The sequence below is a fragment of the Pseudomonas sp. B20 genome (genome assembly GCF_020515755.1).
GTDB classification, from domain to species: Bacteria; Pseudomonadota; Gammaproteobacteria; order Pseudomonadales; family Pseudomonadaceae; genus Aquipseudomonas; species Aquipseudomonas syringae.
The window spans coordinates 180129-203606 of sequence record NZ_JAHPJG010000013.1; the positions used below are offsets into that span (position 1 = coordinate 180129).

General features: G+C 60.9%; 23 protein-coding genes. 9 read left to right on the forward strand and 14 right to left on the reverse strand.

Annotated elements, in window-relative coordinates; genetic code table 11:
• Positions 1-207 precede the first annotated feature (207 nt).
• Entirely contained in the window at positions 208-978 is a 771-nt protein-coding gene (locus LIX91_RS14610; RefSeq protein ID WP_103688816.1) for a YdcF family protein, read from the forward strand.
• A 66-nt stretch (positions 979-1044) separates the two neighbouring features.
• On the opposite strand, the gene lnt is transcribed toward LIX91_RS14610, so the two are convergent.
• From lnt to miaB, 5 genes are all read right to left on the reverse strand, one after another.
• Positions 1045-2565, reverse strand: coding sequence for an apolipoprotein N-acyltransferase (gene lnt, locus LIX91_RS14615; protein ID WP_003419312.1), 1521 nt, complete (start codon positions 2563-2565; stop codon positions 1045-1047).
• Between the two features lie 28 nt (positions 2566-2593).
• On the reverse strand, positions 2594-3436 hold the full coding sequence (locus tag LIX91_RS14620; RefSeq protein WP_003368790.1) for an HlyC/CorC family transporter: 843 nt from the start codon (positions 3434-3436) through the stop codon (positions 2594-2596).
• Positions 3437-3441: 5 nt separating this feature from the next.
• Complete coding sequence (gene ybeY, locus LIX91_RS14625; RefSeq protein ID WP_032699769.1) at positions 3442-3942, reverse strand: rRNA maturation RNase YbeY; 501 nt, start codon at positions 3940-3942, stop codon at positions 3442-3444.
• On the reverse strand, positions 3935-4957 hold the full coding sequence (locus tag LIX91_RS14630; protein WP_003313870.1) for a PhoH family protein: 1023 nt from the start codon (positions 4955-4957) through the stop codon (positions 3935-3937). The genes ybeY and LIX91_RS14630 overlap by 8 nt, the downstream gene beginning before the upstream one ends.
• A 176-nt stretch (positions 4958-5133) precedes the next feature.
• A complete protein-coding gene (gene miaB, locus LIX91_RS14635) occupies positions 5134-6462 on the reverse strand; it encodes a tRNA (N6-isopentenyl adenosine(37)-C2)-methylthiotransferase MiaB (protein WP_046236167.1) in 1329 nt (442 codons plus the stop codon).
• Between the two features lie 139 nt (positions 6463-6601).
• On the opposite strand from miaB, the gene LIX91_RS14640 reads away from it, so the two are divergent.
• The gene (locus LIX91_RS14640) at positions 6602-6928 is read left to right on the forward strand and encodes a DUF1820 family protein (protein ID WP_003313868.1); all 327 of its coding nucleotides are present in this window, start codon (positions 6602-6604) and stop codon (positions 6926-6928) included.
• Positions 6929-6970: 42 nt separating this feature from the next.
• Here the strand turns inward: LIX91_RS14640 and LIX91_RS14645 are convergent, their stop codons facing one another.
• The 4 genes from LIX91_RS14645 to LIX91_RS14660 all read right to left on the reverse strand — a co-directional run bounded on the left by LIX91_RS14645 (position 6971) and on the right by LIX91_RS14660 (position 10748).
• Positions 6971-7519, reverse strand: a complete 549-nt coding sequence (locus LIX91_RS14645) for a tetratricopeptide repeat protein (protein WP_003419305.1) — start codon at positions 7517-7519, stop codon at positions 6971-6973.
• A 296-nt stretch (positions 7520-7815) separates the two neighbouring features.
• Positions 7816-9099, reverse strand: a complete 1284-nt coding sequence (hemL, locus tag LIX91_RS14650; RefSeq protein WP_003392017.1) for a glutamate-1-semialdehyde 2,1-aminomutase — start codon at positions 9097-9099, stop codon at positions 7816-7818.
• 210 nt (positions 9100-9309) lie between these two features.
• Positions 9310-9927 (reverse strand): thiamine phosphate synthase, encoded by a 618-nt coding sequence (gene thiE, locus LIX91_RS14655; RefSeq protein ID WP_003419303.1) that lies wholly within the window; start codon positions 9925-9927, stop codon positions 9310-9312.
• A gap of 23 nt (positions 9928-9950) precedes the next feature.
• Complete coding sequence (locus LIX91_RS14660) at positions 9951-10748, reverse strand: hydroxymethylpyrimidine/phosphomethylpyrimidine kinase (protein WP_100073527.1); 798 nt, start codon at positions 10746-10748, stop codon at positions 9951-9953.
• Between the two features lie 365 nt (positions 10749-11113).
• On the opposite strand from LIX91_RS14660, the gene LIX91_RS14665 reads away from it, so the two are divergent.
• From LIX91_RS14665 to LIX91_RS14680, 4 genes are all read left to right on the forward strand, one after another.
• Complete coding sequence (locus tag LIX91_RS14665; protein WP_226488681.1) at positions 11114-13108, forward strand: sensor histidine kinase; 1995 nt, start codon at positions 11114-11116, stop codon at positions 13106-13108.
• Between the two features lie 120 nt (positions 13109-13228).
• Positions 13229-14878: an acyl-CoA dehydrogenase family protein gene (locus LIX91_RS14670; protein WP_226488676.1), complete on the forward strand. Its 1650-nt coding sequence runs from the start codon at positions 13229-13231 to the stop codon at positions 14876-14878.
• Between the two features lie 52 nt (positions 14879-14930).
• Positions 14931-16394, forward strand: a complete 1464-nt coding sequence (gene amn / locus LIX91_RS14675) for an AMP nucleosidase (RefSeq protein ID WP_003392026.1) — start codon at positions 14931-14933, stop codon at positions 16392-16394.
• A gap of 79 nt (positions 16395-16473) precedes the next feature.
• Positions 16474-17106 (forward strand): pseudouridine synthase, encoded by a 633-nt coding sequence (locus LIX91_RS14680; protein WP_226488677.1) that lies wholly within the window; start codon positions 16474-16476, stop codon positions 17104-17106.
• Positions 17107-17119: 13 nt separating this feature from the next.
• Here the strand turns inward: LIX91_RS14680 and LIX91_RS14685 are convergent, their stop codons facing one another.
• Positions 17120-17611, reverse strand: coding sequence for an Lrp/AsnC family transcriptional regulator (locus LIX91_RS14685; RefSeq protein ID WP_003419292.1), 492 nt, complete (start codon positions 17609-17611; stop codon positions 17120-17122).
• A gap of 336 nt (positions 17612-17947) precedes the next feature.
• A complete protein-coding gene (locus tag LIX91_RS25630) occupies positions 17948-18496 on the reverse strand; it encodes a hypothetical protein (RefSeq protein ID WP_317135433.1) in 549 nt (182 codons plus the stop codon).
• Here LIX91_RS25630 and LIX91_RS25635 point away from each other — a divergent pair.
• The gene (locus tag LIX91_RS25635) at positions 18440-19159 is read left to right on the forward strand and encodes a DUF6515 family protein (RefSeq protein WP_046236189.1); all 720 of its coding nucleotides are present in this window, start codon (positions 18440-18442) and stop codon (positions 19157-19159) included. The two genes, LIX91_RS25630 and LIX91_RS25635, sit on opposite strands and share 57 nt — an antisense overlap.
• Before the next feature lie 6 nt (positions 19160-19165).
• Here LIX91_RS25635 and LIX91_RS14695 read toward each other — a convergent pair whose 3' ends face one another.
• Both LIX91_RS14695 and LIX91_RS14700 read right to left on the reverse strand, forming a co-directional pair.
• Entirely contained in the window at positions 19166-20059 is an 894-nt protein-coding gene (locus tag LIX91_RS14695; protein ID WP_003419283.1) for a cation diffusion facilitator family transporter, read from the reverse strand.
• 25 nt (positions 20060-20084) lie between these two features.
• Positions 20085-20504, reverse strand: a complete 420-nt coding sequence (locus LIX91_RS14700) for a hypothetical protein (protein WP_003340868.1) — start codon at positions 20502-20504, stop codon at positions 20085-20087.
• Between the two features lie 284 nt (positions 20505-20788).
• On the opposite strand from LIX91_RS14700, the gene LIX91_RS14705 reads away from it, so the two are divergent.
• Both LIX91_RS14705 and LIX91_RS14710 read left to right on the forward strand, forming a co-directional pair.
• Positions 20789-21715: a Gfo/Idh/MocA family protein gene (locus LIX91_RS14705; protein WP_226488679.1), complete on the forward strand. Its 927-nt coding sequence runs from the start codon at positions 20789-20791 to the stop codon at positions 21713-21715.
• 75 nt (positions 21716-21790) lie between these two features.
• Complete coding sequence (locus tag LIX91_RS14710; RefSeq protein WP_226488680.1) at positions 21791-22762, forward strand: alpha/beta hydrolase; 972 nt, start codon at positions 21791-21793, stop codon at positions 22760-22762.
• A 9-nt stretch (positions 22763-22771) separates the two neighbouring features.
• On the opposite strand, the gene LIX91_RS14715 is transcribed toward LIX91_RS14710, so the two are convergent.
• Complete coding sequence (locus tag LIX91_RS14715; RefSeq protein ID WP_003419277.1) at positions 22772-23311, reverse strand: DsbA family protein; 540 nt, start codon at positions 23309-23311, stop codon at positions 22772-22774.
• Between the last annotated feature and the right edge of the window lie 167 nt (positions 23312-23478).

Below are 23478 nucleotides of genomic sequence, written 5' to 3' on the forward strand. Positions count from 1 at the left end.
CGGAATGCTCATTTACAACACGTAGAGTCGAACGCGACCCCGGCCGTTCCTCGCCTGTTTTTGCCTTGCCTGACCTTCGCTCGCCGACTTTTCGTACAGAGCCTAGGCATCGCGGGCAAAGTGGCTGGCTACCTCGGGCTTCCTGCTTCAGACATTGTCGCGTGTCTGCAAACATTCTAGGCTGCGGGCACTCATGGAGATGTCCCGATGCCGCTGCGCTACCTGCTCAAAGCCCTTCTTTTGCCGCCCGGCATTCTGTTTGTCCTGCTGATCCTTGGCTGGTGGTTGCGTCGCACGCGGCCGCGTCTGGCTACGACGTTTTTCGCGGTCGGGCTCGGCGGATTGTGGCTGATGAGCCTGCCGGTCGCCGTAGAGTTTGCCGCTCGTAAACTGGAGCAGGTCCCGCCCTTGCCGCAACAGCAGTGGGCGACGCTGGCGCAGCAGGCGGATGCCATTGTGGTGCTGGGCAACGGGCGCGAGCGCAACTCGCCGACCTGGGGCACAGACACGCCCACCGGTCTTGGACTCGAGCGCTTGCGTTTGGCGGCCAGATTGGCGAAAGAGTCCGGACTGCCGATATTGACCTCTGGCGGCCTGCATTTTGACCAGCCGCCCAGCGAAGCGTCGATCATGGCGCAGTCGCTGCAGGATGATTTTGCTGTGACGGTGCGCTGGCAGGAGGGGTTGAGCCGCACCACGTGGGAAAACGCGACCATGAGCGCCGCAATTCTGCAGCCGCAAGGTATCAAGCGCGTGGTGCTGGTGACTCAGGCCTGGCACATGCCGCGGGCACGCTGGAGCTTCGAGCAGGCAGGTTTCACGGTGGTTGGGGCGCCGGTCGGCTTTATGGGGGTCGACAACGCCAGGCCTTTTGGTGGCTGGCTGCCTGAAAGTCGCGTGTTCACGCAGAGCGGGGTGCTGCTCAATGAAGCCGCAGGCTTGCTGGTGTATCCGTGGATCTATCGGAAGGGGCAATGATCATCTGAAGCAGTGACCATCTGAAGCCGATTTCACCTGCAGGCAGATGAAACCGGCTTCGTGCAGTCACACGGTCTTGGAAATCCGTGCCGCCATCAACGCCCAGCCAAACAGCAGCAGGCAGACAATCGCCAGCGGCCAAGAGCGCCAGTGCAGATACGGTGTGAGTTCATGCATGGGCACCACTTCGCCGTACAGCACGCCGCGTTCGAACTGCGGAATCTGTTCGGTGATCTTGCCGAACGGGTCGATCAGCGCGGTCACGCCGTTGTTGGTTGCCCGGATCATCCAGCGGCCCGCTTCAAGCGCGCGCATCTGGGCCATCTGCAAGTGTTGCAGAGGGCCGATCGAGGTGCCGAACCAGGTGTCGTTGCTGACCGTCAGCAGCAGGTCGCTTTGTGCCGACAAGCCAGCGGCGAACTCTGGATAGACCACTTCGTAGCAGATGAACGGCGCAATGTGATAACCCTTGGCCTGCAATAACGCCTGATCGTTCGGCCCGCGCGCGAAGTCCGACATCGGCAGGTCGAAGAAGGAAATCAGCCCCCGCAGCAGGTCCTGCAGCGGCACGTACTCACCGAACGGCACCAGCTTCTGCTTGTAGTAGGTGCCGTCACCCTGACCTGTGACCGTGATGCCGTTGTAATAACGATACTCACCGCGCCCGGTCGGTTCACGCACCGGTACGCCGGTGATCAGCGCCGCGCCGCGGTCCGAAGCGAACTTGCCCATCATCGACAGATAGCCTTCTGCGCTTTCCTTGAGCACCGGCACGGCGGTTTCCGGCCAGACGATCAGGTCTGCCTGCTGCGAGCGGAAGGTCATGTCGCGGTACAGCGCCAGCTGATCGTTGAGCTTTTGCGGGTCCCACTTCATGCTTTGTTCGACGTTGCCCTGCATCGCCGCAACTTTCAGTGGCGCACCGGACGGCGATGTCCAGGCGTGCCCCTTGAGGGCCAGGCCTATGACCCACGGGGCCAGCAACAGCACCACGCCCATGGCCAGAAACGATTTGCGTGCACGCAGGCGGTGCAGGTTGCACAACAGTGCAGCAGTCAGCGCCAGCGAGAATGAAATCAGCCATACGCCGCCGACTGGGGCGAGCCCGGCCAGTGGGCCGTCGAGCTGACTGTAACCGGAATAGAGCCACGGGAAGCCGGTGAGAAACCAGCCGCGAAACGCTTCCTGCCACAGCCACAGCGCTGCGAAGGCCAGCGCATCGGCCAGCGGTGCCTCATTGCGACGCAGCCAGCGCGCCCAGACCCAGGCGGGCAGGGCGAAGAACAGGGCAATGGCAGCGATGAACAACAGCATCAACAGCCCGGCCAGCAGCACGGACGCACCGCCGTAGGTGTGAATGCTGACGTAGATCCAGCTGGTGCCGGCGCCGTACAGACCGAAGCCATAGCACCAGCCACGGGCCAGTGCCTGGCGCGGGTTCAGGTCGCGCAGACCCAGATAGAACATCGCCACTGCTACCAGCACCAGAGGCCAGAGGTCAAAGGGCGCCAGGGCCAGGGTGGTGAGCCCGCCAGCCGCCAGGGCCAGCAGGTTACCGGGCCAGCCGGGGCGGGTTATCCAGCGCATGTAGATTCCTTAAAGCAGCATCAAGGGTTTACGGACGTGAAATGGGCGTCACGCGCAGCAAATGAATGCGACGGCTGTCAGCGCTCAGGATGCGGAAACGATAGGCACCGATTTCAGTGATTTCGTTGCGCTTGGGCAGATGGCCGAAGGCATTCATCACCAGGCCGCCCACTGTGTCGAACTCGTCGTCCGAGAACGTGCTGTCGAAGAACTCGTTGAAATTCTCGACCGGCGTAAGGGCCTTGACCAGGAAGTCGCCGCTGGGCAGCGGTTTGATGTAGCTGTCTTCCTCGACGTCATGTTCGTCTTCGATATCGCCGACGATCTGTTCCAGCACGTCTTCGATGGTTACCAGACCTGCCACGCCGCCGTATTCGTCAATGACGATGGCCATGTGGTTGTGGTTGGCGCGAAATTCGCGCAGCAGCACGTTGAGACGCTTGGATTCGGGCACGAAGGTGGCCGGACGCAGCAGCTTCTTGACGTCATCGCTGTCGCCGTCGGCCTTGAGGATCAGCGGCAGCAGATCCTTGGCCAGCAGCACACCGAGCACGTCATCGTGGCTCTCGCCGATCACCGGATAGCGCGAGTGCGCAGCATCGATGACCGCCGGCAGAAATTCACGGGGTGTCTGGGTCGCCTTGATGCTGATCATCTGCGAGCGCGGCACCATGATGTCGCGCACTTGCAGGTCAGCCACTTGAATGGCGCCCTCGACGATGGCCAGCGCTTCGCTGTCCAGCAGTTTGTTCTGGTGGGCTTCGCGCAGCAGCTCAAGCAGCTCCTGGCGGTTTTTCGGCTCATGGACAAAGGCCTGGGTCAGTTTACCCAACCATGACTTTTGCCCGTTGCTCGATCGGTCTTCGCTCATAGCCCTTACTCGTGGTCCTTGCTTGGTGTGTCTGAATGGGGAAGGTCGGCACTTTCGTCGTCAGCGTAAGGATCGGGATAGCCCAGCTCCTCAAGCAACGTTCGTTCCAGTGCTTCCATTTCTTCGGCTTCTTCATCATCGATGTGGTCGTAACCCAACAGATGAAGGCAGCCATGAATGACCATGTGCGCCCAGTGCGCGTCGACGGACTTGCCCTGTTCAACGGCTTCACGGTTGACGACCGGAACGCAGATGACCAGATCGCCCAGCAACGGGATGTCCAGCATGTCGTCCGGAACGTCCGCCGGGAATGAAAGCACGTTTGTTGCGTAGTTTTTGTGTCGCCAGGTGTTATTGAGCTCACGCCCTTCGGTTTCGTCAACCAGGCGGATGGTCAGCTCGGAGTCGGCACTGCGCTGACGCAAGCCCATTTCACACCAGAGGCGGAATCGGGCTTCGTCAGGGGCGCTTGTCTCGCTTGCAATCTGCAGGTCCAGCTCAAGCATCGCGGTGTTTGTCCCGTGGGTAACTGTTGTTGCCCGACGGACCATCGCTGAGGCGGTCGTCGAAACGCTCGTAGGCTTCGACGATGCGCTGCACCAGCGGGTGGCGAACCACATCCTTGGGTTTGAAATGCGTGAAGCTGATGCCCGGCACGTCCTTGAGCACATCGATGACGTGCGTCAGCCCGGAGCGAGTGCCCTTGGGCAGGTCGACCTGGGTGATATCGCCGGTGATCACGGCCGTGGAGCCGAAGCCGATACGGGTCAGGAACATCTTCATCTGCTCGACGGTGGTGTTCTGACTTTCGTCGAGAATGATGAAGCTGTTATTAAGGGTGCGTCCGCGCATGTAAGCCAGCGGTGCCACTTCAATGACCTGCTTCTCGATCAGCTTGGCGACGTATTCGAAACCGAGCATCTCGTACAGCGCGTCATACAGCGGGCGCAGGTACGGGTCGATCTTCTGCGCCAGATCGCCGGGCAGGAAGCCCAGCTTCTCGCCAGCCTCGACCGCCGGGCGCACCAGCAGGATGCGTCGGATCTGCTCGCGCTCCAGTGCATCCACCGCGCAGGCCACTGCCAGGTAGGTCTTGCCGGTACCCGCAGGGCCGATGCCGAAGTTGATGTCGTTGCTGAGGACTTCCTTGACGTAACGCTGCTGGTTCAGGCCGCGCGGGCGAATCATGCCCTTTTTGGTGCGCAGCGAGACGCCGACTTCGGCGGCAGGGTGATTGTCGAGGCCGTCCACCCCCGATTCCTGGAGGAACAGGTGAACCATGTCCGGCGTCAGCTCGGTACCTTTGGTTTCCCGGTACAGACGGCGCAGCAGGTTCTCGGCGGAATGATTTTGTTTGGGGTCGCCAATGAGCTCGAATTGATTGCCGCGATTGCGGATCTCGATGTCCAGGCGTTGCTCGATCAGGCGCAAGTGCTCGTCGAGTTGCCCGCACAAGTTGGCGAAACGATGGGCCTCGAAAGGCTCGAGGGTGAAACGATGAGGTTCTATGGGTGCGTTCAAGGTCGTTTAATGGCCGTCCGGCGGCAATTGAGATGTATTGAAGAATACCCCTAGCGCTGGTTGTGCGAAAGCTTTGCCTTGTTAAAGGCTGCGCCAGGGATTCACCGTGCTCAATGGTAGGGACCGCGCAGAAACGAATTCATTCGGCGATTCGTTTCTGCGGCGACACTCAAGCTTTACTGTAGCAGCGAGCCGCGCAACGAGTGAGGCTGCGCATCATCGATGTGTACATCGGCAAACTGCCCGATCAATTTGGGGTTGTCGCAGCGAAAATTGACGATCCGGTTGTTCTCGGTGCGCCCCTGCAGTTCGCCTGGGTCTTTCTTCGAGTAGTCGGTCACCAGAATGCGCTGGGTGCTGCCCACCATCTGCCGGCTGATCTCGAAACCCTGCTGGTTCAGACGATGTTGCAGCGCGGCCAGTCGCTCTTTCTTCAGGGCTTCCGGCGTGTCGTCCTTGAGGTCCGCGGCGGGCGTGCCCGGGCGTGGGCTGTAGACGAACGAAAACGAGAAGTCGAAACCCACGTCCTCGATCAGCTTCATGGTGTTATCGAAATCCTTTTCGGTTTCGCCGGGGAAGCCGACGATGAAGTCGGAACTGATACTGATGCCCGGCACAGCGGCCCTGAGCTTGCGCAAGCGGGACTTGTATTCCAGCGTGGTGTGGTTGCGCTTCATCGCCGCCAGAATGCGGTCGGAGCCCGACTGCACGGGCAGATGCAGGTGTTTGACCAGTTCCGGGACTTCCGCGTGGGCCTGGATCAGGCTGTCGGAAAACTCCAGCGGGTGCGAGGTGGTATAGCGAATGCGGTCGATGCCATCGACGGCGGCGACTACGCGGATCAGGTCCGCCAGGTCTGCAACGCGGCCGTCGTGGGTGGTGCCGCGATAACCGTTGACGTTTTGCCCCAGCAGGGTGACTTCACGCACGCCGTTTTCGGCCAGGTGGATCACTTCGCTCAGCACGTCGTCGAACGGACGACTGACTTCTTCGCCGCGGGTGTAGGGCACCACGCAGAACGTGCAGTATTTGCTGCAGCCTTCCATCACCGATACATAAGCGCTCGGGCCATCGACGCGCGGCTCGGGCAAGTGGTCGAATTTTTCGATTTCCGGGAACGAGACGTCGACCTGCGGCAAGCGGGTCACGCGTGCGGCGTCGATCATTTCCGGCAGGCGGTGCAGGGTCTGCGGGCCGAACACCACGTCCACGTAGGGCGCGCGATCACGAATGGCTGCGCCTTCCTGGCTGGCCACGCAGCCGCCGACAGCGATGACCATTTCCGGATTGGCCAGCTTCAGCTCACGCCAGCGGCCCAACTGGGAGTACACCCGGTCCTGGGCGCGCTCACGAATCGAGCAGGTATTGAGCAGGATCACGTCGGCGTCTTCCGCGCGAGCGGTGACTTCCAGGGCCTGATGTTCGCCCAGCAGGTCGACCATGCGCGAGCTGTCGTACTCGTTCATCTGGCAACCGTGGGTTTCGATATAAAGCTTTTTGGCCATGCGTGATGATCAACCGTGTCAGTGAACCGCGCATTATAAGGATGAAGGGCTCGGGTTCCTAGCGTCGGCTGTCCGACGAGGCGGGCGGACATGCTATAGTCCGTGCCCCTTTTTCATCTCTGATCGTTACCCGCCCGTTATGACCAAACGCGAAGCTCCAATCTACAAGGTGATTTTCCTCAACCAGGGACAGGTGTTCGAGATGTACGCCAAGCAGATCTACCAAAGTGATCTGTGGGGTTTTCTGGAAGTTGAAGAATTCGTCTTCGGCGAGCGCACGACCGTTGTGGTGGACCCCAGCGAAGAGAAACTCAAGGCCCAGTTCGAAGGCGTGGTGCGCAGTTTCGTGCCGATGCATTCGATTGTGCGCATTGATGAAGTCGAGCGTATGGGCACACCGAAAATCAGCGAAGCGCGCGGCACCAGCAATGTGATGCCGTTCCCCATGCCGATGCCGGAAAAGTAAGCGTTGCAGGTGTGAATCGTGATTGCCCTGAAAGATTCCTGATCAGGGCAACGGAGAGAAAGGACTGCGCCCTTCGGCGGTCTGCAGTTCAAGCAGGTATTTGCGGAAAATCTGGCCGAGTACCTGAGTCGCCACTTCGAGTTCGTCACGCGGCATCTTCGCCGACACTTCGTCGGCAGCGTCCAGCGCCTCTTCCGAACCGTTGACCGCGGCCATCTTCAGCACGATGTACGCCTGAATGTTATTGGCCTGCACACCTTCGCCACGGCTGAACATCAAGCCCAGTTGATACTGCGCCTGGGCATGGCCCTGCAGTGAAGCCTGCTCGAAATAACTCAACGCCTGCGGCAAATCGCGAGGTGCATTTTTGCCCTCGTAATAGAACTCACCCAACTCGTACTGTGCCTGCGCGTCCCCACCCTTGGCGGCCTGCTGGCAGGCTTCAAGCGCTGCAGGCAGGTTCTCTGGCTGGGTATTGAGGGTGCAACGACCCATCGCCGGTACTAACAACGAGTTGCCGCCGGCACTTGCCAGCAGGGGATAGACAAGCAACAGGCAGCCCAATACAAGGGTGCGGCCGGTGCGGTTCATGGGAGTCGACTTACCTCTGAAAAAGGTGCGGGCATGCCCGACCAGCTAAACGTGCTGGCTGCGCATTATGAAATAAGCAGAGCCAACCTTACAAAGTCTTTACGGATTTTCTGCTACACGGCCTGAAAACAGCCTTTTTTACGGGCGTATTACCTGAAAGAGGATGGTCGTCAGCGTGTCTGTGCAGCGTTCGCATTGCATTGTAGAAGCAAAATGCATACTTAACGTTCAGTTTCATTCGCAGTCATCACTCGCGCCGGTTCACTGACACCCTGCGCGAGTGATGCCTGACGAGCTTATTTCAACGCAGCGAAGGCCTTTTCTGCGGCATCCAGGGTCAGTTTCAGCTCGGCATCGCCATGGGCGATAGAAGTGAAGCCTGCTTCGAAGGCGCTAGGCGCCAGGTACACACCGCCGTCCAGCATCAGGTGGAAGAAACGCTTGAAGCGCTCGGAGTCACTGGTCATCACGTCTTCGAAGGTGACGATTTCTTCGGCTTCGCTGAAGTACAGGCCGAACATGCCGCCGGCCTGAGTCGTCACGAACGGGATACCGGCTGCATCGGCGCGCTGTTGCAGACCTTCGAGCAGGCGACGGGTGTAGTCGCTCAGTTCGTCGTGAAAGCCGGGACGGCTGATCAGGCGCAGGGTGGTCAGGCCGGCCGCCATCGCCAGCGGGTTGCCCGACAGGGTGCCGGCCTGATAGACCGGGCCAAGCGGTGCGATGTGCGACATGATTTCGCGTTTGCCGCCAAAACAGCCGACCGGCATGCCGCCACCGATGATCTTGCCGAAGGTGCTCAGGTCGGGCGTCACGCCGTAATAAGCCTGTGCGCCGCCGAGGGCTACGCGAAAACCGGTCATCACTTCATCGAAAATCAGCACCACGCCGTGCTCGTCGCACAGGTCGCGCAGCCCTTGCAGGTAGCCAGGCGCGGGCGGCACACAGTTCATGTTGCCAGCCACTGGCTCGACGATGATGCACGCTACTTCCTGACCCACTTCGGCCAGCAGGTCACGCACGGCGTCGAGGTTGTTGAACGGCACGGTCAGGGTGTGTTTCGCGAAGGCTGCAGGTACGCCAGGCGAGCTGGGCACGCCCAGGGTCAGTGCGCCGGAGCCGGCCTTGACCAGCAGGCTGTCGGAGTGACCGTGGTAGCAGCCTTCGAACTTGAGGATGCTGTCGCGGCCGGTGAAGCCACGGGCCAGGCGAATCGCACTCATGGTCGCTTCAGTGCCCGAGCTGACCATGCGGACCATTTCCATGGACGGCACCAGTTCGCAGACCAGGTCGGCCATTTCGGTTTCCATGGCCGTCGGTGCGCCGTAGGACAGGCCGTGTTCCAGCTGGCTGCGCACGGCGTCGAGCACGTCGGGGTGGCTATGGCCAAGAATCATCGGGCCCCAGGAGCCGACGTAATCCACATAACGCTTGTCGTCTTCGTCAGTCACGTAGGCGCCCGCAGCGTGCTTGAAGAACAGCGGCGTGCCACCCACGCTCTTGAAGGCGCGAACCGGCGAATTGACGCCACCGGGGATGTGTTTTTGGGCGTTGGCGAACAGTGTTTCGGAACGGGACATGATCGGGTCTCTGCTTTGAAACGGGGAATTCGTGTCTACGCTGGAGTCAGCCGAGGCGGGCAGCTTCAGGGTGGGCTGCTTTATTGGGTGGCATGAGCCAGAGAAGGCGCAGGAACGCGCACTATATCAAATGAAGCGCGGCTGCGAATGAGGATCCACGTACTTGTGGGAGCGAGCCGGGCGACGCTTCGCGCCCACAGTGATTGCGCTCTACAGCAGCGCCGTGAATGCACGTGCCCGGCGGGTCACTTCCTGGGTATTTTCAGCGCCGAACAAACCGTGCACCACGGCGAGCAGGTCGGCGCCGTGCTCGACCAGTTGCGGCGCGTTCTCCAGGGTAATGCCGCCAATCACCGCGATCGGCAGATGGACCCTGGCACGCACCTGAGCGATCAGGTCCAGCGGCACGGCGGGGGCGCCGGGCTTGGTCTGTGAATTGAAGAACCTGCCAAATGCCACGTACGTCGCGCCATCAGCCTTGGCTTGCTCGGCCAATTCCACGCGGCCATGACAAGTAGCCCCGACGATCGCCTTGTGCCCCAGCAGGGCGCGGGCATCGGGCAGCGAGCCGTCGGACTGCCCCAAGTGCACGCCTACCCCCAGGCGCGCAGCCAGCTCAGCGTCATCGTTGATGATCAGCCGGGTCTTGTAGCGTTCGCAGAGTTTGAGCAGTTCGGTCGCTTCGCGCAGACGGCGGGACTCGTCACTGTTCTTGTCGCGGTATTGCAGCAGCGTCACGCCGCCGTCCAGCGCAGCTTCGACGTAAGACAGGAATTTGCCGGACAGCAACTGGCTGTCGGTAATGGCATACAGGCCACGCAGTTTCATGAATCGACCCTCATGGCGATGTGTTACGAGCAAAAATCCAGCGGCAGCCGACGTGGCACGAATTGCCCCCGGCCCAACTGTTCGGCATCCCTCAGGGTTCGCCAGGTGTAGTCGAGTGCCGACTTCACCGCGCTGACCAGTTCCTGCCCCTGAGCGATGCGCCCGGCCAGTGCGCTGGCCAGGGTACAGCCAGAGCCGTGGTAACTGCCGGGCAGACGTTCGCAGACGAAGGTGTGGGTCTGGCCGCCGCGCAGGTACAGGCGGTTATGGATTTGCTGTTCATCACCATGACCGCCAGTGATCAACAGATATTCACAAAACGGCAGTAGTTTGTCAGCGCATTCATCCGCAGTGCCTTCGGGCAGCTCGGCGAGGATGCGGGCCTCCGGAAGGTTCGGCGTGGCGATGGTCGACAGCGGTAACAGGCGCTCGCGCATGGCGTAGCCGACCTCGTCCTTGCCCAGCCTGCCGCCGCCGCCAGCGCGTAGCACCGGATCACAGACCATGGGCAAATGCGGGTGGGCCAGGAGCAGTTCGACGACCGTATCGACCATTTCCAGCGAGCCCAGCATGCCCAGCTTGACGGCTGCTACGCTCGAATCATTGAGGACTGCATTGGCTTGCGCCATCACCCAGTCGCGATCCAGCACGCGGAAATCACTGACGTTCACCGTGTCTTGCACGGTGAGCGCGGTAATCACCGGAGCGGCATGGCAGCCTTGGGCGAGCAGGGCTTCTATATCGGCCTGCATACCGGCACCGCCACTAGGGTCGTGGCCGGACAGGCAAAGGACTACGGGGCGGGAGCTATAGATATTCATGGTGCGCGAGCTTATCACTAAACCTTTCGCGGGCCGCTCGGGGTGCCGGTTTTTTCTTGCGGATCGAGGTCAATCGACGACGACGGCGGGCTCGACAAAACCTTAAAAAGTACTCATGTTTGCTCTGCAGTCACCGATATAGAGCTATTGCCTTGATTTTGATCGCGATACTGTCTTTCAGCTATTAGCGGCTATGCTTGAGTGGCAAGGCTGACGAGTGACGGTTCGGGTGCTTACTGATGTCTGCCGGTACATGTGCACGTTCAATGGTGTGTTTGAATCATTAGCCTGTTTCAAGGATAGAAATTTGCGGGACGTCGTAATCAATGGATGGATTGAACGCGACGACCTACCTTGGGGCTTCAATGCGCTATCTGTTGATCATTCTGGCTCTTTGGCTGCCGTTGCAGAGTCATGCAGTCGAGTTTGATGAAAACACTCGTTTTCTGCCGTTGGGCCGTGCCATTCAGGTATTCGAGGACCCGACCGGCGAGGCGACCATCGAAAGCGTCAGCGCCGCCGCTCGCGCCGGTGCCTTTCAGCCCGTGCCTGCCGGAACCTTCAACGCCGGGTATTCGCGTTCGGCCTTCTGGCTGAAAGTCGAGCTGACCTATCGCCCCACAGATGCCAGCATTCATAACGACTGGCTGCTGGAACTGGCCTATCCGCCAATGGACCACATTGACTTCTACGGCCCGGATGCCGACGGGCAGCCCACTCGCGCCTGGCATACCGGCGATATGCTGCCGTTCTCCAGCCGTCAGTTCGCCCAGAACAACTACCTCTTCCAGCTGGACCTGCCGCCGGGCCAGACGCGAACCCTGTACATGCGTATTCGCAGCGAAGGCGCTGTTCAGGCACCGCTCTACCTCTGGTCCACCCACGCCTATCTGGATGCGCAGCCCTCCAAGGTTTACGTCTTCGGTCTGATCTACGGCGTGCTGCTGGGCATGCTGGTCTACAACCTGTTCATCTACCTCAGCGTTCGTGAGGTGGATTACCTGTATTACCTGCTGTACGTCGCCTCGTTCGGGCTTTACCAGATGTCGATCAACGGCGTTGCCATCGAATACCTGTGGCCTGACAGCCCTTGGTGGGCGAATGCGTCGACCCCCTTCCTGATATCGCTGGCGACGTTATTCGCCTGCCAGTTTTCGCGCAGCTTTCTGGGCACGGCACAATTGAGCCGCTGGCTGGACCGGCTGCTGCTGGCGGTCATCGGCGCTGCCGTACTGGTCATGGGCATGGCCTTGTTCCTCAGCTACGGGCCGGCCCTGCGCGGCGCGGCTCAGCTGGTCATGGCAGGCGCCGTGACGATCTACCTGGCGGGTATCGTTGCGGTTGTCAAAGGCGAAAGGGTCGGGCGCTATTTTGTGCTCGCCTGGTCGGTGTTCATGGTCAGCGGGCTGATCTTCGGCTTGATGCTGCTCGGCTATCTGCCCAATACCTTCCTGACCATGTACGCCTCGCACATCGGCACGGTGCTGGAGATGGCCTTCCTGTCGATGGCGCTGGCCGACCGTATCAACCACGCCCGCCGGCAACAGGCGCAAACCTTGCTGGCTGCCGGTCAGGATCTTGAACGTCTCAACCAGCAACTGGCCAACAGCAACCGGCTGAAGGACGAGTTCCTGGCCACGCTCACCCATGAGCTGCGCACGCCGATGAACGGGGTGATCGGCTCGCTGGAGGTCATGCAGACGCTGGACATGGACGACGAAGTCGAGATGTATCAGCAAACCGCCGCCAGTTCGGCGCGCGACATGATGAGCATGATCAACGGCATCCTGACCCTCACCGAGCTGCAGGCCGGTGTGCTGTACGCCGACTGCGAGTCGTTTGCGCCCGAGGATCTGGCCGACAGGCTGGAGGAGCGCTTCAGCGGCGCGGCTCATGCCAAGGGCCTGATATTGACGCTCGATCTGGACGATAAACTGCCGCCGAGCCTTCGCGGCGACGCGAGCAAGCTCTACCAGTGCATCGAGTGTCTGGTGGACAACGCCATCAAGTTCACCCGCAAGGGCGCAGTGCAAGTGCGTTTCAGTGGTCATCCGCAGGACCTGGAGCGTTTGTACCTGCGGGTCGAAGTGATGGACAGCGGTATCGGCTTCAGCCGCCTGGACGAAGCCCGGCTGTATCAGCATTTCTTTCAGGTCGACGGCTCCATGACCCGTGAGTACGGAGGGCTGGGCATCGGCCTGGCGATCTGCCGGAAACTGGTCGAGCTGCAGGGCGGCGAATTGAGTCATCGTTCCGAGCCCGGCAAGGGCAGCTGTTTCACGCTGAGCGTCCCGATGCTGATGGTCGTGCCGGGCGCAGTGCGCAGGGCGCCTGAACTCAAGGCTCAATGGGGGATATAAGCGGCCTTATAGCGTCATCAGCTGAAAGCGCCGAGGGTTAGGCGGCTACGGCACTTTTGCGAGGGCCGAGCGCGTGGTTCACTGAGTGCATGTTGCGTGTACTCAGGCAGGAGATGGCTCATGAACCTGAATCAATTCGCCGAAACCCACGAAGTCACCAATCAACCGCCGCCGCTCGACGGGGCAAACCTTTACCGTATCGACGTGCCGCTTCAGGAGTGGAGCAGCCGATTCGGGGCGGGCTGGGCGCAGCCGCGTATCGATGCCTACGGTGCCCTGGCAGGTGGCCCGCTGATGGCGGCGGGTTTTCTGGCTAATCAGCACAAGCCCGAGTTTGTCAGCCATGACCGCTACGGGCACCGCATAGACCTGGTCGAATTCCACCCGGCGTATCACCAGTTGATGAGTACGGCCATCGAGCACGGCATCCCGTCGTTGCCATGGACCGATCCGCAGCCCGGCGCGCATGTCGCACGCGCGGCGATGAGTTATCTGCACACCCAGGCAGACCCCGGCAGCGGCTGTCCGCTGACCATGACCTTCGCCAGCGTGCCTGCGCTCAGGCTGCAACCGGACCTGGCTGAAATCTGGCTGCCCAAGGTGCTGTCGACTGAGTACGAGCCACGCAACGTGGGCATTGCGCACAAGAACGGCGCGACCATCGGCATGGCCATGACCGAGAAGCAGGGCGGCACCGACGTGCGGGCCAATACCACGCGTGCGTTCCCGGTGGGGTCAGGCGGTCCCGGCCAGGCCTACGAACTGGTCGGGCACAAATGGTTCTGCTCGGCGCCCATGTGCGATGCCTTCCTGACCCTGGCGCAGACCGACAAGGGCCTCAGCTGTTTTCTGCTGCCGCGCCACCGGCCGGACGACACGCGTAACGAGTTCTACATTCAGCGCCTGAAAAACAAGCTCGGCAACTGGTCCAACGCCTCCAGCGAAGTCGAGTTTCGTGGCGCGCTGGCGTGGATGATCGGTGAGGAAGGGCGCGGCGTGCCGACCATCATCGAAATGGTCGCCATGACCCGTTTCGACTGCATGATCGGCTCCAGCGCCCTGATGCGTCAGGCGCTGACCCAGGCAACGCATCATTGCGCGCACCGTGCGGTCAGTGGTCGGTTGCTCGCCGAGCAGCCGTTGATGCAGAACGTGCTGGCTGACCTGGCACTGGAAAGCGAGGCCGCGCTGGCCCTGACCCTGCGTATGGGGCGCGCGCTTGACCACCAGGATGATGATCACGAAAAGCGTTTCGTGCGCCTGGTCACGGCAGTGGGCAAATACTGGATCTGCAAGCGCGCCCCGGCCATGATCAACGAAGCCGCCGAGTGCCTGGGCGGCGCCGGTTATGTCGAGGACAGCATTCTGCCCCGCTTGTACCGCGAAGCGCCGGTCAACTCGACATGGGAAGGCTCCGGCAACGTGCAATGCCTGGATGTGCTGCGAACCCTGTCCAAAGAGCCCGGCGCGCTCGATGCGCTGTTCGACGAACTGGGCGACGGGCATGGCGACCGGCATCTGGCGGCGCACATCGGCACGCTCAAGGCCGCGTTTCGGGACACCGGCGACATCCAGTACCGCGCCCGCCAACTGACCGAAGACATCGCCATCGCCTTGCAGGGCAAGTTGCTGCTGGAAGCGGGTAACGCGGCGGTCAGTGACGGCTTCATTGCCGGTCGACTGGTGTCCGGCGCGCGGGTGTATGGCGCATTGCCCAAGGGCGTTGACGTAGAAACATTGCTGCAAAGGGCCTCGCCACAGGTGGCATGAGCACGCGAACCCGTTACGATGCACGTCTGCAAGATCAGACAGGACATGAATCGTGACCCAAGCCTTTGTTGTTGTCGACACCGCCGAGCAGGCTGTAGAACGGCTCGCCGAGCTGCATGAACGCGCCACCAGTGCGCTGAGTCAGGCGCTCAAGCGCTACCTGAAAGACCGCGTCGAACCCACCGCCGAAGAGCGCGCGCAATTCAGCTATCCGGAACTGCGCCTGGTCTACAAATGCCAGGGCGAAGTGCCGGTGACCACGCGCGCCTACGCCAAGGTGCAACTGCCGGGCACCTACAGCGTCACCGTCACGCAGCCCAAGGCCTTCAAAAAATACCTGCTCGAACAACTTGTCCCGCTGATGAACGATTTCACCGTGACGGTCGAAGTCGGCATGAGCGAGCAGAGCATTCCTTATCCTTACGTGGTCGAGCAGGGCGATGAGCTCGCCGGCACCGGCGTCACCGCTGCGGCGCTGGCACGGGTGTTCCCGAGCACCGACCTGTCGGCTGCCACCGATGGCATTGCCGATGGCCTTTACGACTGGGCCAACGTCGACCCGCTGCCACTGGCGCTGTTCGACGCTGCGCGGGTGGATTTCTCGCTGCGCCGTCTGGTGCATTACACCGGCAGTGACTGGCGCCATGTGCAGCCGTGGATTCTGCTGACCAACTACCATCGCTATGTCGATCAGTTCATTCTGCACGGCCTGGAAAAGCTCCGCGAAGACCCGCGTTTCGTGCGCATGGTCCTGCCGGGTAACGTGGTAGTCGACAAGAGCATGGGCCAGGACGAAGCGCAGGCCATCGTCGCCAGCGTGGTCTGGCACCGCTATCAGATGCCGGCCTACCACCTGATCGCCGAAGACGGTCACGGCGTGACGCTGGTCAATATCGGCGTCGGCCCGTCCAACGCCAAGAACATCACCGATCACCTCGCGGTGCTGCGTCCGCATTGCTGGCTGATGATCGGTCACTGCGGCGGCCTGCGTCAGTCGCAGACCATTGGCGACTACGTGCTGGCTCACGCCTACATGCGTCGCGACGGCATTCTCGACCGTGTACTGCCGCCGCATATCCCGATTCCGGCCTTGGCCGAAGTGCAACTGGCCTTGCAGGAGTCGGCTGCGCAGATTACCGGCGAGCGCGGTGAAGAGCTCAAGAAGCGCCTGCGCACCGGCACGGTGTTGACCTATGACGACCGTAACTGGGAACTGCGCTGGGCTCAGGAACGTCCGCTGATCAACCTGTCGCGCGCAGTGGCGGTCGACATGGAAAGTGGCACCATCGCCGCTCAGGGTTATCGCCTGCGTGTGCCTTACGGCACGTTGCTGTGCGTATCCGACAAACCGTTGCACAGCGAAATCAAGCTGCCGGGTTCGGCGAATGCGTTCTATGAGCGTGCGGTGAGCCAGCATTTGAAGATCGGTATTGCTGCGCTGGACCTGCTGCGCACCGAGCTGAACTCGCTGCACTCACGCAAACTGCGCAGCTTCGACGAGCCGCCATTCCGTTGATGGCTTGCCGTTAATAGATTGGTATTTGCACCAAGGGCCACTAAAGTGGCCCTTTCTGTTTTCCGATTGCCGAATTCTCATGTCCCGCACCCAACGCCCCGATTCCCGCCGTCCTGCCTCCAAACCGGAAGGTGCTGCCCGGCGTGTCGCCAAAGCGCCACCGGCCGAGCCGAAGCTGATCCTGTTCAACAAGCCTTTCGATGTACTGACCCAGTTCAGCGATGAGGAGGGGCGGGCCACGCTCAAGGACTTCATCAAGATCCCCGGCATCTATCCGGCCGGGCGCCTGGATCGCGACAGCGAAGGTTTGCTGCTATTGACTAACGACGGCCAGTTGCAGGCGCGCATTGCCGATCCCAAGCACAAGCTGGCCAAGACCTACTGGGTGCAGGTCGAAGGCGAGCCGAGCGATGAGCAATTGCAGCACTTGCGCGACGGTGTCCAGCTCAACGACGGGCCGACCTTGCCCGCCGAAGCGCGGCAGCTCGATGAGCCGCAACTCTGGCCGCGCAACCCGCCCGTGCGCTTTCGCAAGAGCGTGCCGACAAGCTGGCTGGAGCTGGTGATCAAGGAAGGGCGCAATCGGCAAGTGCGGCGCATGACTGCTGCAGTCGGCTTGCCGACCCTGCGCCTGGTGCGGGTCAGGATTGGCGACTGGACGCTTGAGGGCCTTGATCAGGGCCAGTACAGGGAAGTCGCCGCAAAACTGTAATGCCGGTGCTGGCTCAGTTGCGCAGGTGAGTCAGCGGCATTTCGGTGCTGGCCAGCACTTGATTGAGCACAAAGCTCGATTTGACGCTGGTCACGCCTTCGATGCGGGTCAGATGGCCCAGCAGCAGTTTCTGATAGTGATCCATGTCCGGCACCACCACTTTCAGTTGATAGTCCGCGTCCATACCGGTCACCAGGCTGCATTCCAGTACCTGAGGCAGGTTGCGGATCTGCTGCTCGAAGTTCTCGAAACGCTCGGGGGTGTGTCGGTCCATGCCGATCAGCACGTAGGCGGTCAGGTTCAGACCCAGTTTCTTGCGATCCAGCAGGGCAACCTGGCGCACGATATAACCGTCGTCTTCCAGTTGCTTGACCCGGCGCGAGCAGGGTGACGGCGACAGACCAATGCGTTCGGCCAATTCCTGGTTGGATATCCGTGCGTCCCGTTGCAATTCAGCCAAAATGCTCAGGTCGTATCTGTCGAGCTTGCTCACGATGCACCCCATTATCAATTCAATTGCGCTGGATTATTCATCTGAAGTCAAAAATTGCGCAAGTAATGTTTTAATCCGCAATATTAGCAATCTTCTGCCTCAGCCTCAGGCCTATTCTTTTAAACAGAATCACTGCCCGGACACAGCGTCCAGCGCGACCCGCCGAATCAGGCCAGTCGCGGCCTCCCACCCGACAGGGTGGGCCAGGCCCCCGGGCTACATACTGTCCAGAAGACGGCATGAGGTGAGCCAGCGTCAAAAGCGCTGCGCCAGGACGAAGTATCTCAAGGGGGCCATTTGGTCCCCTTTTCTTTGTCTGCTGATAAAGTGCGCAGAACGGCGCTACGCTTAAACAGTCTTAATGACGTCAACCCGCGCTCTAGTGAGGAAAGCATGAAATCTGGCATCTGGCAGTTTGCGGGTGTAAGTCTGTTGTGTCTGAGCATCAGTGCTCAGGCGCTGGCCGACGAACGTGATGAACCACCGCGCAATCCGCTTTACGGCAGCCCCGGTGAAAACGCGCAGCAGCGTCAGCAGCAACAGCAGCGTGCTCAAGAGCAGAACAATCAGCAGCGGCAGATCCAGCAGCAGCAAAACCAGCAGCGCCAGGTCGAGCGTCAGCAGCAACAGCAGATCAACCAACAGCAGACCAATCAGCAACGCCAGATTCAGGAACAGCAGAATCAGCAGCGTCAGGTCGAACGTCAGCAACAGCAGCAGATCCAGCAACAGCAGCTTCAGCAGCGCAACGTCGAGCGCCAGCAGCAACAGCAGATCGAGCAGCAACAGCGTGATCAGCAGCGCCAGATTCAGCAGCAGCAAAACCAGCAGCGTCAGCAGTTGCGCCAGGCCCAGGACAACCTGCCGATCCAGAGCGGCCCGAAAGAGGCGTGGCAAACCCAGCCGCCGCGTCAGGGCTATTACCAGGACATTCCACGCGGCAACAACCGCAACTGGCAGGCCGGCAACGGTCGCCCCAATGACCGTTGGGAAGGGCGTCCCGACGGGCACGGCAATGGCTGGGGGCCAGGTCCGCAATATCGGCCTGGCCATGCGATAGATCGCGTACCGGGTGGCTACTCGCGTATTCCCTATCGTGGTCAGGACTATTACTACTCGGGTGGCTACTGGTATCGCCCGCAAGGCCCGCGTTATGTCGTGGTGACACCGCCCTACGGCGTGCGTGTCAGCAGACTACCGTCCTACTCTCAGGAAGTATGGATCGGCAGCAGCCTGCTGTTTCTGGCTGCCGGGACCTATTACGCCTACCAGCCGGACAGTCAGGACTACGTGGTGGTCAATCCGCCGCAGAACGAAGCCGTGTATCAGGCTCCGCCGGCCGAACAGCAGGGCAATGGCTACGATCCGGTGGCCTACCCTGCAAACGGGCAGAGCCCGCAGCAGGTCGAGCTGGATAAATACCAGTGCTACCGCTGGGCTGCGGAGCAAAGCGGTTTCGACCCGGCCAATGTCACCGGCCAGCCGCCGCCTGACGTGGTCGATCTGTATCGTCGCTCGATGGGCGCGTGCCTGGCGGGGCGAGGTTACAGCGTCAACTGATTGCGGTCAGGCACTGGCCTGCTTGACGACTTCCTGAGGGTCGGCGTGTACCAGCACTTCGGCCTTCGGGAATTGCTGGTGAATGGCGTCAGCCACCTGATCACAAATGGCGTGGGCGACCGACAGCGTCAGGCTGCCCGGTAGCTCCAGGTGCAACTGCACAAACCAGTGATTGCCGGAGATTCGTGTACGCAGATCATGCGCCCCGAGCACGCCCGGTACTTCGCACGCCAGTGCCAGCATTTGAGTACTGACATCGGCGGGCAATTCCGCATCCATCAGCACCGATATCGTTTCGCGGGCGATTTGAAAGGCGCTCCACAAGATATACACCGCGATGCCCAAGCCAAAGTAAGCATCCAACTGCTGCCAGCCGAAATACGCCAGCGTCAGCGCTACCAGAATACTGCCGTTAAGCAGCAGGTCTGAACGGTAGTGCAGCGAATCAGCGCGGATCGCTGCCGAGCCGGTCGCCTTGATCACCCGGTATTGCAGAGTGAGCAGTGCGATCGTCAGCGCGATTGAAACCACCATCACCACCATGCCCAGCAGCGGCGCGCCCAGCGGTTCCGGGTTCTGGATGCGCTCGACTGCCTGAACGGCAATCAGCACACCACTGACGGTGATGAACAACGCCTGCGCCATGCCCGACAGCGCTTCCGCCTTGCCGTGTCCGTAGCGATGATCGTCATCGGCAGGGCGCAATGCGTAATGCACCGCCAGCAGGTTGAGGAACGAGGCGGCGCCATCCAGCAGCGAGTCGGTGAGACCGGCCAGCAGGCTCACCGAGCCGCTCAGCCACCAGGCAACGCCCTTGGCCAGGATCAGCGTCGTGGCAACCGCCAGCGAGGCCCGCGTCGCCAGACGCAGCAGTCGGGAATGTTCGGCAGTGGTGCTCATGACGCTTCCTTGAAAGGGATCTATATCAGGCGGCCGGGACCAGGCCCAGCGCTGCCAGTTGTTCCACACTGCCTTTGTGCTGGATCAGGCGTGGGTCGTTCAACGGCAGGGAACGGCCCAGCTCGGTTTCAATGATGGCCTGCAGCTTGGTGTTGTCGACACTGCCGTCAGCCTTGAGCGCTTTTTGCAGCTTTTGCGGATCAATCTGCGCATGCTCGCCGGGCCCGTAATAGATCGCACCAGTGGCGAAGTCCACTGCAAACGCAATCACGCCCGGAACGATATAGAACAGCAGCGCGAAAGCATCCAGCGCCGCAATGGCCGGGTCCACCTTGCCATCGATCTGACCACGACGATCAGGATAGAAAATGCTGCCGCAGGCCGAAATCTGAGTCAGCAACGTGGCGACCAGAACGCCACCGATCAAGCGAGAAGGAATGCGCATGGAAAGCTCCTGAGATGAAGAGGGCAACTATACAAGGCAATGACTGCAAGGCTAAGACTATTGAGTGATGGCGTGGTTCTGCGCTCGTGAAGTTAAACCAAATAGGATGCGGAGCATTCTGAACTGCAGAATCGCAGGGGCCTGAGCAGGCACTGAAGATTATCGAATGTGAGATCGGCTGGCCACTGGACGAAAACAGCTCCCGCGCCGATGCCCCTTACCGACCACGATTAACATCTGGTTTACTGTGCCGCACGATAATTACAAAAACTCAGGAGTCATGTATGCAACCGATTCGTCTCGGTCTGGTGGGCTACGGCAAGATTGCGCAGGATCAACACGTCCCTGCGATCCACGCCAATCCCGCGTTTGAGCTGGTGGCCGTGGCTACGCAAGGCCAGCCGTGCGCCGGGGTAGAGAATTTCAAATCCCTGGGCGAACTGCTTGCGAGCGGGCTGCAGGTTGACGCCATTGCGTTCTGTACGCCCCCGCAAGGTCGCTTTGCCCTGGTGCAAGAGGCGTTGGCGGCCGGCAAACACGTGCTGGTCGAGAAGCCGCCGTGCGCGACCCTGGGTGAGGCGATGGCGTTGGTGACCCAGGTGCAAGAGCAGGGCGTCAGCGGTCTGTTCGCTTGGCATTCGCGTTACGCGCAGGGTATCGAAGCGGCGCGTGAGTGGTTGTCCACCCGCACCCTGCAGAGCGTGCAGATCGACTGGAAAGAAGACGTGCGCAAATGGCACCCCGGTCAGGCGTGGATCTGGCAGCCCGGTGGCCTGGGCGTGTTCGATCCGGGCATCAATGCCCTGTCGATCGTGACGCACCTGCTGCCACTGCCATTGTTCGTCGAGTCTGCCGAACTGCGCGTGCCGAGCAATTGCCAGTCGCCTATCGCTGCGTCCATCAAAATGTCCGACACGCGCCATCTCGATGTCCGCGCCGAGTTCGATTTCGACCATGGTCACGACGAACTCTGGAGCATCGAGATTCGCTGCGCCGAAGGCACGTTGCGCCTGGACAACGGCGGTGCGCTGTTGAGTATCGACGGCGTGCGTCAGTCTGTTTCGGAAGAGGGCGAGTACGCCGCGGTGTATCGCCACTTCCAGCAGCTGATTGGCGATACAGCCAGTGACCTGGACCTGCAACCGTTGCGGCTGGTCGCGGACAGTTTTTTCGTGGGCAGTCGGGCATCCGTTGAACCGTTCTACGACTGAGAGCCTCTCAGGTACAGGTGGGGGCAAACAGCGTTGCGCGCCCCTGCATACGTCAGCCTGACAAGAGAGCAGAAATTGGACACAAAACAGCCTTGGCCTTGCAGTGAGCAGGAGTTGGTAGAAGTACGACGGTTTAATAAAACCCTCGCGCGTATGCCGCGTTTCCAGATTCGCAATCGCGTCACGCCCCGGCTGATTCAGGCGCTGTTGCGTGCAGCGCAGATCGGCAGTGCCCTGAAACCGGGAGGGCATGACCTTCGCATCGAGAAAAGAACGGTCAGCTCGGGTAACGTACCGGTACCCGTGCGCATCATCCGCCCCAAAGGCAAACCCCGGGGCGTGGTGTTCGATATCCACGGCGGCGGATGGGTGATCGGCAACGCCCAGATGAACGATGATCTCAACGTCGGCATGGTTAACGCCTGCGACGTGGCCATTGTTTCGGTTGATTATCGACTTGCTGTGACAACCCCCATCGAGGGCCTGATGGAGGATTGTTTTTCCGCCGCCTGCTGGCTGTTGGGCAAAGACTGCGAGGAGTTTGCCGGCCTGCCGGTTATCGTGGTCGGCGAATCCGCTGGCGGGCATCTTGCCGCAGCCACGCTTCTGAAATTGAAAAGCCGACCTGATCTGCTCGAGCGGATAGTGGGTACGGTCTTGTACTACGGCGTCTACGACCTGACGGGGACCAAGAGCGTGCGCACCGCAGGGCCGGAGACGCTGGTGCTGGACGGTCCGGGCATGGTCGGCGCCATGCGCGCGCTCACCCCCGACCGAAGCGACGATAAACGCCGCGAGCCGCCACTGTCACCGCTGTATGGCGATCTTACCGGCCTTCCGCCCGCACTGATGTTCGTCGGAGAGATCGACCCGCTGCTGGATGACACACTGCAAATGGCCGAGCGCTGGGCCGACTCGGCAGAGGTCGAAATGCACCTCATGCCCGAGTCGCCGCACGGCTTCATCCACTTCCCGACCACGTTGGCGCGCAAGGCGCTGGCGCGCAGCCGCGAGTGGATCAATGAGCGGATCGATGCGCTGGGTTGAGCTCGTCGCTCAACCTATCTCCGCGACCCACTTCGATACCGGGTCGCCACTGCTCAAGCCCGGCTGCACAAGACCGCCGACCATGAAGGTCGGCGAGACGTGTATGCCGTTCTGGCGAGCGTATTTGGCATGCCATTTCACGGCCTGCTCAAGCTCGGGATTGGCGAAAGCCTCCGCCAGCGCGAGGCCGCTGTAACGCTCGATGCGCGCGATGATGTCGTTGGGCGTCGCATCCATGTTCGGGCCGGTGGCGTGGTGTTCGAACTCGAATTCCTCACGGTGCGACGCAACCGCCGTCATGACCGCCTTGGCGCTTTGCTTGCCGCCTTCAAGGGTCGCAGCCGCCAGAATGCAGCGCACGATGACACCCGAAAACATGTGCCAGGGCTGCGATTGCAGGCGGATTTTGACCGTGACCCTGTCTTCTCCGGCTTGAGCCAGCAGCTCATCGAGCTTGAAGAAGGCCTTCACCGAAAAGGGGCAGGTCGGCTCAAGGAAGACTTCGAACAGACGAGGCCCGTGGCCCCAGGAAAGTGCGTCTGAATGCATGGTCGTTTTACTCCCGTCGATGGTTGTACAGAAGGCGCGCCGGGCATAGGCACGAAAAGTATCTCCCGGACACCTCTCGTTCCTCACGCAGAGCACTGGCACGATAAGCAAGGCGCGCCGGGCTGATTTACGCTGCGCCGCGCGCCACGAAAAGTATTTCCCGGACA